Below are 17,492 nucleotides of genomic sequence, written 5' to 3'. Positions count from 1 at the left end.
CAAAACTTTTAAGTACTTGAAGTATTTTCTTTCAAGTACTTTTCTTTTATCATTTCCCTCGAAATGTCTAGTGGATTGTAAGTAAACAATGAGTTTGATTAATAGATTCCTCAATATACCGTTTACTTTCGTTTTAAACTATACTCAGTCCTCTAATGATGGGGGAGCTAAAACGGCTAAACATCGGAATTTCTGTGTAAAGTTAACAAAATCCGAACGTTTTTTTAGTACCGTTTTCTAACATATAAAGGCTATAGGTATATATCTTAGACTTGCTTCTTCAAATGAATTATGGGGAGAAGGTTAGTCTTATGAGACTAGAGTTATGCATCTGTAATTGTATTCGCTTCCAAAATCCCTTAACATAGTATAGAGAAATAAAGTTATATTGAAAGGTGTATGTTATGGAAAAGAAAGTTGGATTTAAGTTACACAAGGTCAAGAAAAACTGGGTGACTATCGGAGTTAGCACGCTGTCGATGGTTGCACTTGCGGGTGGAGCTCTTTTAGCAGATCAATCGGCACAAGCAGATGAAGTGTCACTTCCTAATGGTGACGGTTTTGAACAAACAGATGCAGGCATTGAGTCAAGTGCTTCATTGATTAATGAAAGCTATTCGCCAACCTTGACGGAAGATGCTGGCCATTTGTCAGCGGTGTCATCTAACTATGGCAGTCAAACAAGCTCAGGCTACGAGTCTTCATCATCTGTCTCAACAGGAGGCTCATCACAGACTGTGGTAGGTGGTGGATCTGGTCAAGTCAGCTCGTCACAATCTTCTCAAGTAGTAGGAACACAAACCTCTAATTCATCACAAACGGGTTCTGCTTACCAATCAAGTAGCAGTTCGGCATCAGTAAGTGCTAGTGCGTCAAGTTCTTCAAGCTCATCAAGTTCAGCTTGGTATTCTTACTCGTCTTCATCATCATGGTCATCATCATCGTCAGCTAGCGGTTTTGCGACAATTACGACAAGTTCGTCTGACTCAAACGGCATTCATTGGAATGGTGGTCGAAACACGACAATCACCATCACAGCCTCAGGAACTACGCCGAATGTTACTATCGTTTCGAATTCTAATAAACTGTTTCCAAACGTATCGGTAGGGCATTCGAATGGTTCAAATGCTAATGTCACTATCATTTCACAAGGTAACCAGCAAAATAACTCAGGTTACCAAATCATCACAGGTGAGACTAAACCAAGTGTTGATTCGAACAATGCTAAGTCTTCATTTGTCCGTGTAGGCGAAAATCAATGGTATTATTACGATCAATATGGTCAAAAGGTCAAAGGCGAAAAGGTTATCGATGGAAAGGCTTATTACTTCCTTGAAAATGGTCTTCAAGCTCGTGACTCACTTGTTAAAGGTAGCGATGGTTACACCTATTACTATGATAAAAATGGTGTGAAAGCTATCAACGGCTTCTACGATTTTGCTGGTTACCGTAAAGATGTCCGCTACTTTGATTGTTACGGACACATGGCTACTGGTCTCCTTGAAATGGGGAGCACAACCTTCTACTTTGATACACAAACAGGTATCCAAGCTAAAGACAAGTTTATTCGCTTCTCAGATGGTCGTATCCGTTACTTCATCCCTGATACTGGTAATATGGCTGTAAATACCTTTGTTCAAAATAAAGAAAACCAAGCTTGGTACTACATAGATGAACATGGTTACGCTGTGACAGGAAAACGTATCATCAATGGTAAAGAATACTGCTTTGACTCAGAAGGCCGTCAAATCAAAGGTCAGATGATGCAACAAGGCAACAAGCAATACTACATTTCTGCCCAAACAGGTGAAATGGCTGTGTCACGCTTTATCTTTGAAAACAACAACTGGTATTATGCGGATGCTTTTGGTTACCTCGTTCAAGGTGCAAAAGTGATTGATGGAAAACTTTATTATTTCAATAAAGACCACAGTCAATTAAAAGGTGGCTGGGCTGAAGGACGTTACTATGACGCTGTCACTGGTCAAGCAGTCATCAACCAATTCATTCAAATTGCGGCTAACCAATGGGCGTACCTTAACCAAGATGGTCACAAAGTGACAGGTCTTCAAAATATTAACAATAAAGTTTACTACTTTGGTAGCAATGGTGCTCAAGTCAAAGGTAAGTTGCTCACTGTCCAAGGTAAAAAATGTTACTTTGATGCCCACACTGGTGAGCAAGTGGTAAACCGCTTTGTTGAAGCTGGACGTGGCTGCTGGTATTACTTCAACGCAGCAGGTCAAGCAGTGACTGGAAAACAGGTCATCAATGGCAAACAGCTTTACTTTGACGGTTCAGGTCGTCAAGTTAAAGGACGTTATGTTTATGTTGGTGGTAAACGCCTCTTCTGCGATGCCAAAACTGGTGAATTGAGACAGCGTCGTTAATTAATATGTACTTTAAAATCTAGAGCGAATTTTTCCTTTTCCTATCTAAATTATTATTTTCCTATCATAACTCTAGATGATTAAATAGACGAAAAAGCCAGCATTAGCTGGTTTTTGAGTTGTTTTAGAGAAACTGTCAGTGTACACCCAGATGCTTTTTCACGCTTAAATCCTAATAATTTTGTCCCTCTCATATTCAAAAGAAGGAGTCACAGTCGTGTTATAATGGGTATTATATCTGTATGTAGGAAAAAAGAGGTAAAGGTAGTTATGGGGAACCATCTTCGTTAAGCTCTAGGTGTAACTGACTTCTTAAAGGAGAGAAATTATGGTTATCTTGGCTTGGATTATCATTGTCATATTATTTCTTTTAATTTCGAATTATTACTTTTATAAAACAGACTTCAGAAAACGAAAATACCCATTACTCTATGCCATTATTGAAACCATAGCTGATTTGTTCACTAGGTAATATCTCTAACCCAAGCCTTTATTTCATCTTAGAAATGAAGGTTTTTTTATTTAAAAATAAATTAATATTGTAGGATGATTCTATCGTCTAAAAAAGTCTAAATCCTAAGGATTTTAGCTGGTTTTATGTTATCCTTAGTGCATTTGTTCACAAGGGGTATTTATTAGGCAGATTATTAAAGGACGTTTTCTGAGAAAACGAAGGTAGATACATTAAACTGATATTACAGTTGTGTAATTGTATTCCCTTGTCAAATAGCTTATGATAGAAGTAATATAAGGGAAAAAGGTAAATATTATGGAACAAAAAGTACGCTTTAAAATGCATAAAGTGAAGAAGAATTGGGTGACTATTGGGGTGACAGCACTCTCAATGGTTACTGTTGCTGGTGGAACTTTGTTGGCGGATCAACAGGTTCAGGCCGATGAGCAAAATCCTGCGAATCAGTCAGGTGATAGCAGTCAGAATCTGCTTCAAGAAACGCCAGCTACAACTAATGATGCAGCAACTACAGTAGCACCAACTATCTCAGCAGATGCTAATACTGCGAGCGTGGCTATTCCTGTCGCAGATGCGACTAGCACGACAACCGATGTTACAGATAGGGCAGCGGCACCTGCTGCAAACGCAGCGACAGTGGAAACTAACTCAGGTCAAGCAGCACCAAGTACAAATGTGCAAGCAGCTGCAGCTGATACGAGTGCCACAACAACTGATACAAATACAAATACTAACGCTGCAGTAACTGGAACGGATCGTGCAACAGCTACTACAGACCGTGCAGCAACAACTGATACGGCAAATACAGAAGCTCGTACACGTAGTCGTCGTGCCTTGGCAGAAACTCGTGAAGCCAATACCGATACAGCGACTGGTATCCAATGGATTAACGGCAAACAATACTATGTCAATAGTGACGGTAGTGTGCGTAAGAACTTCGTCTTTGAGCAAGATGGGAAGTCATATTACTTTGATGCTGAAACAGGAGCTCTTGCGACCAAGTCACAAGATGAATTTTCAACAGAACCTATCAAGGCAACTGTGGATTTTTCATCTGGAAATCAGCTCTACAAAAACGATAACAAATCTTTGGACCAACTCGACACCTTCATCACAGCAGATGCTTGGTACCGTCCAAAGAGTATTCTTAAGGATGGTAAGACTTGGACAGCTTCAACTGAAGCGGACAAACGTCCACTCTTGATGGTTTGGTGGCCTGACAAATCAACTCAGGTTAACTACCTAAACTACATGCAAAATCAAGGTCTTGGTGCGGGATCATTTTCAACCAACTCTAGCCAGGAAAGTCTAAATCTAGCTGCTAAAGCTGTTCAGACTAAGATTGAAGAACGTATTGCGCGTGAAGGCAATACCAACTGGTTGCGTACAAGTATCGACCAGTTCATCAAGACTCAGCCTGGTTGGAATAGTAGCACTGAAAATAGTTCATACGACCACTTGCAAGGTGGACAGTTGCTCTTTAACAACAGTAAGGGTGATACTGGTAACCGTACTAGCTACGCCAACTCTGACTATCGTTTGCTTAACCGCACACCGACTAATCAGACGGGTACACGTAAGTACTTCAAGGACAATTCTATCGGTGGTCTTGAGTTCTTGCTTGCCAACGATATTGATAACTCAAACCCAGCTGTTCAGGCGGAACAACTTAACTGGCTCCACTTTATGATGAATATCGGAAGTATCATGGCCAACGATCCAACAGCCAACTTTGACGGTTTGCGTGTCGATGCCTTGGACAATGTGGATGCCGACCTTCTCCAAATCGCTTCAGATTACTTCAAAGCAGCCTATGGTGTTGACAAGTCTGAAGCCAATGCGATCAAACACTTGTCATACTTGGAAGCGTGGTCTGCCAACGACCCATATTACAACAAGGACACTAAGGGGGCACAACTGCCGATTGATAATGCCCTTCGTAATGCTCTTACCAACCTTTTGATGCGTGATAAAAATACACGTATGCAGCTTGGGGACATGACTGCTTTTATGAATAGTAGTTTGAATCCACGAGGTGCTAACGATAAGAACGGTGAACGTATGGCCAACTATATTTTCACCCGTGCCCACGATACTGAAGCGCAAACCATTATCCAACGTATCATCCGTGATCGTATCAACCCAAGTCTGTTTGGTTACAATTTCACCCGTGATGAAATCAAGAAGGCCTTCGAGATTTACAATGCGGATATCAATACAGCTCACAAGACTTATGCGTCATACAACTTGCCATCTGTCTATGCTCTCATGTTGACCAACAAGGACTCTGTAACACGTGTTTATTACGGAGACCTCTACCGTGAAAATGGTCACTACATGGCTAAGAAGACACCGTACTTTGATGCTATCGACACCCTCTTGCGTGCTCGTATCAAGTATGTAGCTGGTGGTCAAGACATGGAAGTTAAGAAAGTCGGAAATGACGGACTCTTGACATCTGTTCGTTATGGTAAAGGTGCCAATAACAGAACTGATTGGGGAACTTCGGAAACCCGTACGCAAGGTATGGGTGTCATCATGACCAATAACTATGATTTCCGATTGGGTAGCAATGAAACCGTAACGATGAACATGGGTAGAGCTCACCGTAATCAGCTTTATCGCCCATTGCTTTTGACGACAAAGGATGGTATAGCAACCTACCTCAACGATTCTGATGTGCCTAAAAACCTTCTTAAACGCACCGACTGGAACGGGAACTTGACTTTCAATGCCAACGATGTTTTTGGTGTGGAAAATGTCCAAGTCTCAGGTTACCTCGGTGTCTGGGTACCAGTCGGAGCTAAGGCTAATCAAGACGCACGTACACAGCCAAGTAACCGTACAAATAGTGACGGTCAAGTTTACAAGTCTTCAGCAGCCCTTGATTCTCAAGTTATGTATGAAGCCTTCTCAAACTTCCAAGCCTTTGCGGACGATCAACCAGAACTTTACATGAACCGTGTCTTGGCTAAAAACACTGACTTGCTCAAAGCTTGGGGAATCACGTCAGTCGGACTTCCACCACAGTATGTTTCAAGTAAGGATGGTACCTTCCTTGACTCAACAATTGATAATGGTTATGCCTTTGATGACCGTTACGATATGGCCTTGAGTCAAAATAATAAATACGGATCACTTGAGGACCTCCTTAACGTCCTTCGTGCCCTCCACAAAGACGGTATTCAAGCTATTGCTGACTGGGTGCCAGACCAAATCTATAACCTCCCAGGAAAAGAAGTGGTAAATGCGACACGTGTTAACGGTTATGGTAACCACCAAATAGGCTACCAAATCATTGACCAAGCCTATGTGGCTAATACCCGTACAGATGGTACAGACTATCAAGGTAAATACGGTGGTGCTTTCCTTGATGAGCTTAAAGCTAAGTACCCATCTATTTTCAACCGAGTGCAAATCTCAAATGGTAAGCAGTTGCCTACGAATGAAAAGATTACCAAGTGGTCTGCTAAGTACTTCAACGGAACTAACATCCTTGGACGAGGCATCAACTATGTCCTTCGTGATGATAAGACCAACCAGTACTTTAATACTTCAGCCAACGGCCAACTCTTGCCAACACCACTTCGTGACACTGGTGCCATCACAAGCACTCAAGTCTTCCAACGTCGTGGACAAGACGTTTACTTCCTTCGTGATAACCAAACCGTTAAGAATGAATTTGTTCAAGACGGAAACGGTAACTGGTATTACTTCGGTGGTGACGGTAAGATGACCAAGGGTGCCCAAAACATCAATAACAAGGATTACTATTTCTTTGACAATGGTATCCAATTGCGTAACGCCCTTCGTCGTGCTAGCAACGGCTATACCTACTATTACGGTCTAGACGGCGCAATGGTTAAGAATGCCTTCGTTGATTTTGATGACAAACATAAGCAGGTTCGTGCCTTTACGACTCAAGGAACAATGGTAGTGGGTAACCTTCATTGGAGTGGCCACCATTTCTACTTTGACCGTGAAACTGGTATCCAGGCTAAGGATCGCGTTGTTCGTACAGATGATGGCAAATTGCATTACTATGTTGCTGAAACTGGCGACATGGGACGTAACGTTTTTGCGACAGACAGCAGCACAGGTAAACGTTATTACTTTGACGCTGACGGTAATACTGTGACTGGTTCACGTGTCATTGATGGTAAGACTTATTACTTTAACCAAGATGGTAGTGTCGGTACGGCCTACAGCAATCGTGCAGATTCTATTATCTTTGAAAATGGTAAGGCTCGCTACATCACACCAGCAGGGGAAATCGGACGTAGCATCTTTGTCTATAACCCAGCAACTAAGGCTTGGAACTACTTTGATAAAGAAGGTAACCGTGTCACAGGACGTCAATACATTGATGGTCACCTCTATTACTTCAAGGAAGATGGTAGCCAAGCTAAGGGCGAAATTATTGAAGAAAATGGCATCAAGTATTACTATGAGCCAGGCTCAGGTATTCTCGCTAGCGGACGCTACCTCCAAGTAGGTGATGACCAGTGGATGTACTTCAAACAAGACGGTTCACTGGCTATCGGCCAAGTTCGTGCTGATCATGGATACCTTAAGTACTTTGATAAAAATGGTATCCAAGTTAAGGGGAAAACTGTTGTCGAAGATGGTAAGACTTATTACTATGATGCCCACAGTGGAGCTCTTGTCACAAGCAGCTTTGCTGAGATTGCACCAAACCAATGGTCTTACTTCAATACTGATGGCCAAGCCCTTAAAGGCAAGTGGACTATCAATGGCAAGGAATGCTACTTTGACGAAAATGGTATCCAATACAAAGGCAAGGCCATTAAGGTCGGCAGTCGTTACAAGTACTATGACGAAAACGACGGTCAACCTGTAACCAACCGCTTTGCTCAAATCGAGCCTAACGTCTGGGCTTACTTCGGAGCAGATGGTTATGCCGTAACAGGCGAACAAGTCATCAATGGCCAACACCTTTACTTTGACCAATCAGGTCGCCAAGTTAAAGGAGCCTACGTCACAGTCAATGGCCAACGCCGTTATTACGATGCCAACACTGGCGAATATGTCCCAGGAAGATAAGCAGTAGTAGGCCCAGTGACTGTCCAGAGAACACAGAGACGAGAATGAGGGAAAATTCTCAAGAAAAAAGATCGTGAAAACGGTCTTTTTTTGTATCTCTATTTCGATTTTTTCGAAATAGTCTTGACAGTAGTCTATGAAAAGCGTAGAATATTTTTCAAAAAAAGAAAATAGGTGTGCTCACCAAGATAGCATTTCTTTCCGAATTCGATGATAGTATAAATCAAATGTTTACCTTGAGAAAAGCAGGATCTATTTAGGGAGTGTTCTAGTTGACAAAAAGTAATAATATCCAAATTGAAGATATCTTAAACAATATCTATAATCTGATTCTAAATCCAGAAACAACTGAAGAAGAGAGAAACTTGCTCGTAACGTTTAAAAACGAAATAGAAGTTGGAAAGAAGGATAATGGTGAACTTCTTGCAGAGTTACGCAGAGCTATTCAAGTTCTAGCTGTCGACAATCTTTCTAAAGGGATTTCACTGAGTTCAGGATTGAGTGAATTGAGTAAGACACTCACAGAATTCCAAAATGAATCAGAACGTAACGCTAATCTAGCAATAGGATTGTCATCAATCGCCATGTTTTTGAGATGATTTATCTGTTTGTGATGCTTAATAATTAAAATGACAAAAAAGATCGTGAAAACGGTCTTTTTTGTGCTCCTATTTAGATTATTTTCGAAATAGTCTTGACAGTGCTTTCAGAAAAGCGTAGAATCTATTTCGAAAAGTATGGAAATAGGTATTCTGACTCAAGTCGTATTGATGCTCCGTTTCAATGAAAGGATAAATCAAATGGAAACATTCCTTTTTATGACAATTCTTACCATGTTAGTTATCGCCGTAATTGGTTTTATCATTCTGAAGAAAAGATGGCAATTTTCAATCAAGCTCTTCTTAGTAGGTCTGATTGGTTTTGCCTTACCTGTCATGATGATTGAAGGACCTATCAATGCTGTGGCTCTTTCTGGTCTTGCTCACTCTTCTAAATGGTTGCCCATTCTTTATGGAGGATTTATGGCTGGCCTTGTTGAAGAAACAACACGCTATTTGGTTTTTAAGATTCTCGAAAAGAAAAGAAGTTTGATGACGTCTGATATTGTAGCCTACGGTTTTGGACATGGTCTTAGTGAATTTATCTTGATTGGAGTGATGGGCTTACTCACTAACATAATTGTTTTACAGGCCATCCATTCAGGTCAGGCCAGTCAGTTACCTTCACTTCTAGTAGGTCAGGTCAAACAATTAACAGGCTTTGCTGTTGTTATGTCTCTCTTTGAAAGACTAGTTGCCTTACTACTACAAGTCTTGCTTACAGCTTGGGATTTTCTAGCAGTCACTAAGCATAAGCTCTCATTCTATTTTGTGGCGATATTACTTCATGCTACCATCGATTTTTTGGCAGGTGCTTATCAACAAGGAATAGTTAGCAATCTCTTACTAATCGAAGCCATTTTAGCTATTTATGTTCTAGGTGTAGGACTCCTGACAAGCAAAATTTGGAAGAAGGAGGGAAGTCATGGGATTATCAGAAACACTTAAAGCTATCTCTGCCCCTGTGAGGAGAGAAATTTTAGACTATCTAAAGTCTGGGCCCAAGTCTGCAGGTGAAATCAGCCAGCAGTTTGACTTGGCTCCCGCAACAGTTTCTCATCATTTGTCTACCTTGAGAAAAGCAGGACTTATTGAAGAAGAAAAGCAGAAGAATTTTATTTACTATAGTTTGAACTTGACTGTTTTTGAAGAAATTCTAACCTGGATTCAGTCACTTGGAGGAAAAGAAGATGAAAAATAATATGCAAAGAGTCATTGGCAATCTAGTAATACTCACACCGGTTATTGTCGGACTAGTCTTTTACAATCAACTCCCAAACCGGGTGGCTATCCATTTTAATGTGGAAGAACAAGCCAATGGTTTTATGGATCGTAATCTAGCAATAGTTTTCCTTCCCTTTATTGCTCTTGTCATTTATAATCTCTTATTTTCATCTTTTAAACAAATAACCATTTCATTCTTAAAAGAGTTTATGTTATGGCTTATTCCGTTTTCTGCAGTCATCATTCAAGGTCTCATATTGACTTTTGCCTTAGGAGGCCAAATTCAAGTTCGATTGACTGTCATTTGGTTAGTGGCACTCATTTTTCTAGTGATTGGAAATTATCTTCCTAAAAGTATTGGTCTAGCTACTAAAAATCACAGTGAGAGCAGTAACTCAGTAGCGAGAAAGTTAGGTTATCTAATGGTTGCAATGAGTCTTGCCTTGTTAATCAGTCTATGCTTTAACCCCTATACTACAATTATTATTTTAGGTATTTTTGTAGTTCTCATCTGGAGTGTCTTGTTACCCAATTTTCGCAGTTTAAGAAAGTAATCGTCTGATTACTTTTTTTGTACGTCTGTGTCATAGATTGGACCATATATGGCAGAAGGATATTTTTAGTCTTGAATTTGATATGCTAGATGTGTATAATGATGTCACAGCGAACTATTAAAAGAGGTCGTTGCTCATGACAACACAAACAATTACCCAATTTAATTCACTTGCTCGACCTAATCTTGCTACAGGTTATAGGAGGTAATCTAGATGACAAAAAGCAATAACACGCAAATTACGGATATCTTAAACAATATCTATAATCTGATTGTAAATCCAGAAACAACTGAAAAAGAGAGAAAGTTGCTCGTAACGTTTAAAAATGAAATCGAAGTTGGAAAGAAGGATAATGATGAACTTCTTGCAGAATTATGCAGAGCTATTCAAGTTCTAGCAGTCAGCAATCTTTCTAAAGGCAAATCACTGAGTTCTGGAGTAAGTGACTTGAGTAAGACGCTCACAGAATTCCAAGAAAAATCAGAGCGTAACATTAATCTAGCAAGAGGATTAGCATCAATCTGCTTGTCATTTAGATGATCTTTTATGTTTTTTATCTTGAGTGTCATGATATTTAATTTTAGCAGTGTAAGAAAATACATAGAAGTAATCGACTGATTACTTCTTTTTGTCTCCCAAAAACATCTTGCTAAAACCAGTGTTCTAATGATATAATACAAGTATATTAATCTAATTTTCTAAGGAGTATTTATGAAAAAGCGTAAGAAAATTATTCTTGGTTCCATAACGGGAGCTTTGGCCTTGGCTCTTGCTGGAGGCGGTTTTTGGGCCTATAAAACCTTTGTCCCACAAGAGACACCGATTGACAAGAATGCTACGGTAGCCTCAAATTTTTATCAGGCTGTCAACAAGGAATGGCTCCTAAAAGCAAAAATTCCTGTTGATTCTCCAAGCATTGATAGTTTTTATACATTAGATGAAGATGTAAAAGGGAAGCTAAAGAAGGATATCAAAAATTTAGGGGAAGGAAAGGAATCTTCAGACATTACGGGAATGTCTGAGTTTATCACTTTTTACAAGGCTGCTAGTGATTACAAGCAGCGTGAGAAAGATGGACTAGAACCTCTCAAACCTTATCTAAAAGAAATTGAGGATATCAAGGATCTAAATGATTTGGCCAATAAATCTGCTAGCTTGACTGATAAGGGTATTCCTCTTCCATTTGGTTATGACGTAGGAACTAACGCAGAGAATACCAGCCAAAAACAAATCCAATTGAGTCCCCCAAGTATCTTATTGCCAGATGTGTCTATTTATAAAGACGAGGCCAGCAAGAAACAATATTTAACTCCAATCGAAACAGCCACGAAAAAAGCCTTGGAAAAGCTTGGATATAGTGAAAAAAATAGTAAACGCATTGTCAAAGAAGCACTGGAGTTCGACGAAATCATTGCTAAGTACAGTCTCAGTAACGAAGAGATGTCTGAGAGTAAGAATTTGGTTCATCCTAAAACTGCAGAAGAGATTAATGCCTACTCAGGTTCCTTCAAATTATATGATGTCATCAAAGGCATTATGGGACGTGATTTAGAAACCATCAATGTCCCTAATACCAAGTATTTTGAGAATTATAGTAAGGTCGTTAATCAGGACAATTTTTCTAAAATAAAATCATGGATGTTGGTGCAAGAAGCTATGGCAGCGTCAAATTCTCTAACAGAAGATTACCGCTTAAATTTTCAATCGATTAGCATGGCTATTATGGGCACACAGAAGCCAATTTCTAAGGAAGATACGGTTTACGAGATGAGTGTCAATCTGTTTAGCGATGTCATGAGTGTCTATTATGGACGTAAATACTTTGGTGAGGAAGCCAAGACGGATGTGACAGGCATGATTGATAAAATCAAAAATGTCTATCGTGGCCGTCTCCAACAGAATGATTGGTTGACGGAAGAAACACGTAACAAGGCCATCGAAAAGTTGGATAAAATGAAGGTTTTTGTAGGTTATCAGGAAGATGTGGATCCTGGAACCAAAGAATTACATCTTGAACCTAACAAGTCCTTCTTTGAGTTGTCAGAAGACATTGCCCAGTTCGGAAAACGTTATACCATTGACCATTTTGATGAGCCTATTGATAAGAATAAATGGTCTGGTTCTGCTTTTGATATCAATGCCTATTACAACCCAGAAAGCAATAGCATCAACTTCCCAGCTGGCATTTTGCAAGCGCCGTTTTATGACAAGAACCAAAGTACTGAAAAGAACTATGGTGGTATCGGTGTCGTGATTGGACATGAAATTACCCATGCCTTTGACTCCAATGGTGCCGACTATGATGAGAACGGCGACATGCACAATTGGTGGACAAAAGCTGATAGCAAAGCTTTTGACAAGAGAATCAAAGCCTTTGAAGACCAGTGGAATGGTTTGGAAATTTACGGGACTAAGGTAAATGGAAAACTCACAGTCACTGAGAATGTCGCAGATGCTGGCGGTCTCTCATCCACACTACAAGTTCTCAAAACAGATATGACAAAACCTAACCTCAAGGATTACTTTGAGAACTACGCAGATATCTGGAAACAAAAGGCCAGCCTACAGTACAATAAATATACCATGGTACAAGACGTCCACGCACCAAATGAGTTGCGTGTAAACCAACAACTTAAAAACCTTCCTGAGTTTTATGAGGCCTACCCTCAGATTAAGGAAGGAGACGCCATGTATCTAGCACCAAGCAAACGCATTAGTTTGTGGTAAGATGTGTTGATATTTTGTAAATCAACAAGAAGAGAATTTGGAATGGAAACATCCCAGGTTCTCTTTTTATGTTGTCACTTTGGAGAATCATTTTCTAGTGTTATAATGTTGCTATTAAGGAAAGGATTCAAGAATGAAGCATAAAAGGAATCTGATAGAAGATAATAAAAGAGGTGAGAATCAGAGCTTTCTCTATTTCCTACACGAGGAGAAAAAATTTGACGTAAAGGCACTTGATGATTTGTGTCACTACATCATAGAATTGGATACAATCAGTCTCGAGCAGTTGAGAGATATCCATTATATTGAAAATCAAATACTACGCCATCTCGTGTATCATTTTGATGATAATGATCTAAGTAAGATTACAAATCTCCCTTTTGACTATTGGGAGTATATAGAACCCTTTGAGCGTTTGGTGGCATGTTTGTATGAGGGTGGTGGCAAGAAATGACAATTATCCAGGCCATAATAAAAACTTGCTCGAGCGTTTAAACCAGCAGTATGGCTATGCTAAGGATGTCAAGGAATATTTTGATTTGAAGTAGATTTATGAAAGAGATTTTGCAGGTAGCTTTACTAGGTTTTAGAAAACAAAAAGAAAACACCAGAAAAAATGATTTCTGGTGTTTTTGAATACATTTTGGCAAAAATGAAGTGTTTTTCAAATGGTTGCTGTTTTTAAATTATTGTTGAATATTAATCCTTTTTCTCTGTAGCTACGCCATTTTCGTCAATAATATAGGTTTTTCCATCTTTTTCAAGCGTAGTGTTAGTGGTAATTGGAGAACCTTTTGACTCTGGACTAACTGATATCGGCTTTTCAAAATGATAAAGTTTACCATCAAACTCTGCCCATTCGCCACTCAAAGGAGTAGTCATATAAATTTCAGGGTTGAAATAATAAAGTCTATTATCTTCTAACCGAATGACACCTGTTTTTACAACTCCATTTTCATCAGAGATACAGAAACCATTCCAAGAGGTCGAGGTGTCTGTAGCTGTATTCCTTAGAAGTCGTCCTTTAGGGCCCAAAAGATAGGTCTTTTCATTGATAGTTTTTAGATATGTTCGGTCTTCAGCTCCCCATGGTGGGCTAATATAGTAGGTTTCATTATTGTGATTAACCCACCCGAACTGTAGATGACCGTCCTTATCAGCATAATAGTATTTGTAGTTGCCGTCAATATCATTAGCAAGCATACTACCGTCTTTTTTGAAGAAATAATCGAAACCACCTATCTTGTATGTATCATTTCGAACTTGGTAGCCATCTTCTTTAAAATAAACACGTTTACCGTCAATAGTTGCCCAACCAAATATCTGGCTTCCATCCTCGCCAAAATAAGTATATTTTTTAGAAAAGTAATCGCCTGTTTCATGGAATTTATTTACGAACATAGCACCAGTATCTTCATCGAAGAAATAGTACTTTCCATCAAGCAGAAGTTGTTTTCCTTTGGCTTGTTTTCCAGTTGGATCAAAGTAGTATTTTTGATGATTAATAATTTGAAGTCCAGTGGCTAACTGTCCATTTTCTTTAATATAAGCCCAATCACCATCTTTATCTTGAATAAATTGTCCAGGTTTGTTCATCGTTACATAACCATTTTGGTCAATGATATAACGAATACCATTAAGTTCAAGTGTTCGGTTAGTCCACATAGCTCCGCTGTCTCTATCGAAATAATGTGTTTGACCGTCAATTTCGACAAGTCTTCCCTTAGCTTGTTTGCCCTCTTTATCAAAGTATAGAGTGACATTATCTATTGAATGGAGTCCGGTGACAGCTTTTCCCTCGTTATCAAAGTAGTACCAATTCCATGCATCATCGTGTTCGAAACGATTTGTTAGTTTAGTTTCGGTCGCTACTCCTTTATCATCAATGAGGTAGGCTTTTTTATTGTAAACTAAGGTCTTGGAAACTGTGAGAGGGGAAGTTTCGGAAAGCGAACTTGTTCTATTGAAAGCATAGAATTTATTGTCACTTTGAATTACAGTTTCTTCAATTTTAGTTAAATCTGTGTTTTCTGGAAGTAGATGTCCGATGTAAAAATCATTGTTTTCATCAAGATAGTATAGATTACTATAATTATCACCAATAATACGTTTAATCTTATCGGTCTTTGTTCGTACTCCGTGGTCAATAATGTCTACTTCTTCCCTGACGGTATCGGTATAACTTCTTCCACCATTCTTGTAAGTTCTGTTTATGCTAGGCTCTAAGTGGTATAGCTTACCATCAATCGTTTTCCAAGTAGGTGTTGTAACTGTAAACATTTTGGGGATATTGCTATTATCAAAATATCTATTATTTTCAAAATAATAGAGTTTACCATTATTTGCAGTGCTAACACCAGTAAGTAAAACCCCATCCTTATCTGTACCTACGATGCCAGAGTAGACTGCATCATAATCCAGTTCCTGACGTTTGAGTAAAGGTCCGAGATAGTTTTTTAGAAGTTTGCCTTCAAAATAGTAATAGTCCTTGCCACCTTTTTTGACTATATCAGTGACTGGTGAACCAGAATTTGAAAAATAGTAGTCATCACCATTAATATGATGTTCTCCGGTTAGTACTTGGCCAAATTTATTGGAGCGATAGCTAGTATTTAAAGTTCCAACAAAGACACGTAATGACTGAATATAAAAGGCATCTTTTACCAATTTTCCATGATTATCAAAGAGGTAGTTTTGTCCTTTGAAGATAGTAAGATCATTTTCAACTCGACCATTATAATCAAAATAATAAAGTTGATCGCCAACTCGATGCCATCCATAGTAACGTCGACCATCAGAACCATAATATTCGTTATACGTTTTAGCAAATGGTTCCTGTCTTCTGATTTCAATAGACCAAGTATGCCAATAGTTGGTTTTTACAGCACCTGAATAGTGACTAAAATAGTAATGGGAGCCGTCAATGATTCTTTCCCCATTTTTCGCTTGACGACCTTCTTTGTCAAAGTAAAGAGTTACTCCATCTACATTTTGCCATCCTTTTAGTTTCTCTCCTGTTGCGGTGTAATAGTACCAGTTGCCTGAGGAATCTTCTTGGAAATGGCCACCAGAAACAAGTGGACGTTGAGGAAGTTTCTGTTCAGTTTCAATCAAAAGTCCATTAGCTTCTGCGTGGTAAGTTTTTCCATTGATAGTAATGTCGGTATTTATGACCTTATGACCACTATCCTTATCGAAGTAATAGGGTTCGATACCTATTGTAACGATTTCACCCTTAGCCTGAACACCGTCTGGGTAGAAATACATATCGAAGCCATCTATAGACTGTTCGCCTGTGACAAGTTTTCCTTCTTTATCGCTATAGTACCAGTTTCCATCGTCATCTGACCAAAAACGGTCACGAACCATTTGGCCACTATCTTTTTGAAAATAATAGGAATTTCCATCTAGGACGACAAAGGCATCTTTAGCTTGGACACCATTAGGGTAAAAGTAGAGTGGTATATTGTCAATAACTTGTTTACCTATAAGTGCTTTCCCATCTTGGCCTAAGTAGTACCAATTTCCATTCTTATCAGATGCAAAAGCATTGCGAGTAAGTTGTCCGCTATCTTTCTCAAAGTGATATGTTGCTCCGTTAACTTGACGGGTGTCTCCTTTGACTTGCTTACCATCGGCATCGAAGTAGACATTCACATTATCAATATTTTGCATACCAGTAAGTGCTTTCCCATCCTTAATATAGTACCAGTTGCCCTGATCATCGCTAGTGTAATGACCGCCGGATATTACGGGACTTTCTTCTACTTCATGGGCTGTATTTGTTTCAGAATGTGATGTTTCAGAGCTTACGACTTCACTGCTAGTAACAGTAGAGACTTCCGAACGAAGAGCTTGTTGAGAGTTAATTTCAGAAGTACTTGTTTCTGGAACAGTTGCTTCAGTGGTACTTAGGTCAGATTCAGTAGAAGTAGTTTCAGTGATGTTTTCTCTTGTATTGGGGGCGTCGAAAGATTTGTTTTCTTCTGGTTTAGTAATAACTTCATTAGTTGACGAGCTTACGACATCAATTGCGTTTTCTTGGATGCTGTTTTCAACAGTTGGTTCTGAGGTGGGGTGAGTCTGTTCAGCTGCGGACACATAGCCCAAGCTTGCAAAACTAAGTCCTAGAGCTAGACCAGTTACTGCAATGGTTACCCATTGTTTTTTTACTTTGTGAAGTATAAAATATACTTTCTTTTCCATGATAATGCTCCTTTCATTAAACTAAACAATAGTAGTAAGGATAAAGTTAACTTATGAGTGAAGTTAAATTAGTATTACAGAATTCTTGTTTACGTATTAAGTTTATCACCACATTCTAATAAAATCAAAGGATTATGTAAACGTTTTCGTCTTTTATAGAAATCTCTCTCCAACTCTTTTCTAAACAAAAGGGATAGGTTATGGAATGATAATTTTTCATTGTGTTTCTTCTTAAAGAGTGTTAGTGATGTATTTG

At 39.1% G+C, this 17,492-nt stretch carries 10 protein-coding genes; 9 read left to right on the top strand and 1 reads right to left on the bottom strand.

Annotation, left to right across the window (positions count from 1 at the left end; all coding sequences use genetic code 11):
• The first annotated feature begins 404 nt into the window (after window positions 1–404).
• The 9 genes from HMPREF2979_RS07485 to HMPREF2979_RS07440 all read left to right on the top strand — a co-directional run bounded on the left by HMPREF2979_RS07485 (window position 405) and on the right by HMPREF2979_RS07440 (window position 13,484).
• Complete coding sequence (locus HMPREF2979_RS07485) at window positions 405–2,390, top strand: KxYKxGKxW signal peptide domain-containing protein (RefSeq protein WP_070655947.1); 1,986 nt, start codon at window positions 405–407, stop codon at window positions 2,388–2,390.
• 769 nt (window positions 2,391–3,159) lie between these two features.
• Complete coding sequence (locus HMPREF2979_RS07475) at window positions 3,160–7,926, top strand: glycoside hydrolase family 70 protein (RefSeq protein ID WP_070655945.1); 4,767 nt, start codon at window positions 3,160–3,162, stop codon at window positions 7,924–7,926.
• Between the two features lie 272 nt (window positions 7,927–8,198).
• Window positions 8,199–8,525, top strand: coding sequence for a bacteriocin immunity family protein (locus HMPREF2979_RS07470; protein ID WP_021143892.1), 327 nt, complete (start codon window positions 8,199–8,201; stop codon window positions 8,523–8,525).
• A gap of 201 nt (window positions 8,526–8,726) precedes the next feature.
• Window positions 8,727–9,473 (top strand): YhfC family glutamic-type intramembrane protease, encoded by a 747-nt coding sequence (locus HMPREF2979_RS07465; protein ID WP_060934009.1) that lies wholly within the window; start codon window positions 8,727–8,729, stop codon window positions 9,471–9,473.
• Window positions 9,451–9,726 carry an autorepressor SdpR family transcription factor gene (locus HMPREF2979_RS07460; RefSeq protein WP_002891308.1) on the top strand — a complete coding sequence of 92 codons (276 nt, stop codon included), beginning with the start codon at window positions 9,451–9,453 and terminating at the stop codon, window positions 9,724–9,726. Before HMPREF2979_RS07465 ends, HMPREF2979_RS07460 begins: the two co-directional genes overlap by 23 nt.
• A complete protein-coding gene (locus HMPREF2979_RS07455) occupies window positions 9,716–10,303 on the top strand; it encodes a DUF1648 domain-containing protein (RefSeq protein ID WP_070655943.1) in 588 nt (195 codons plus the stop codon). Before HMPREF2979_RS07460 ends, HMPREF2979_RS07455 begins: the two co-directional genes overlap by 11 nt.
• 213 nt (window positions 10,304–10,516) lie before the next feature.
• Entirely contained in the window at window positions 10,517–10,843 is a 327-nt protein-coding gene (locus HMPREF2979_RS07450) for a bacteriocin immunity family protein (RefSeq protein ID WP_070577001.1), read from the top strand.
• Between the two features lie 171 nt (window positions 10,844–11,014).
• Entirely contained in the window at window positions 11,015–13,030 is a 2,016-nt protein-coding gene (locus HMPREF2979_RS07445; protein WP_070655941.1) for a M13 family metallopeptidase, read from the top strand.
• Between the two features lie 133 nt (window positions 13,031–13,163).
• Window positions 13,164–13,484: a hypothetical protein gene (locus HMPREF2979_RS07440; RefSeq protein WP_060973041.1), complete on the top strand. Its 321-nt coding sequence runs from the start codon at window positions 13,164–13,166 to the stop codon at window positions 13,482–13,484.
• Between the two features lie 245 nt (window positions 13,485–13,729).
• Here the strand turns inward: HMPREF2979_RS07440 and HMPREF2979_RS07435 are convergent, their stop codons facing one another.
• Window positions 13,730–17,236 (bottom strand): glucosyl transferase, encoded by a 3,507-nt coding sequence (locus HMPREF2979_RS07435; protein WP_070655939.1) that lies wholly within the window; start codon window positions 17,234–17,236, stop codon window positions 13,730–13,732.
• Window positions 17,237–17,492: the final 256 nt, after the last annotated feature.

The sequence above is a fragment of the Streptococcus sp. HMSC078H12 genome, from assembly GCF_001814615.1.
Classification (GTDB): Bacteria; Bacillota; Bacilli; order Lactobacillales; family Streptococcaceae; genus Streptococcus; species Streptococcus salivarius_F.
Note: the sequence above shows the minus strand (reverse complement) of the source record. Positions and strands in the feature narration are given on the sequence as shown.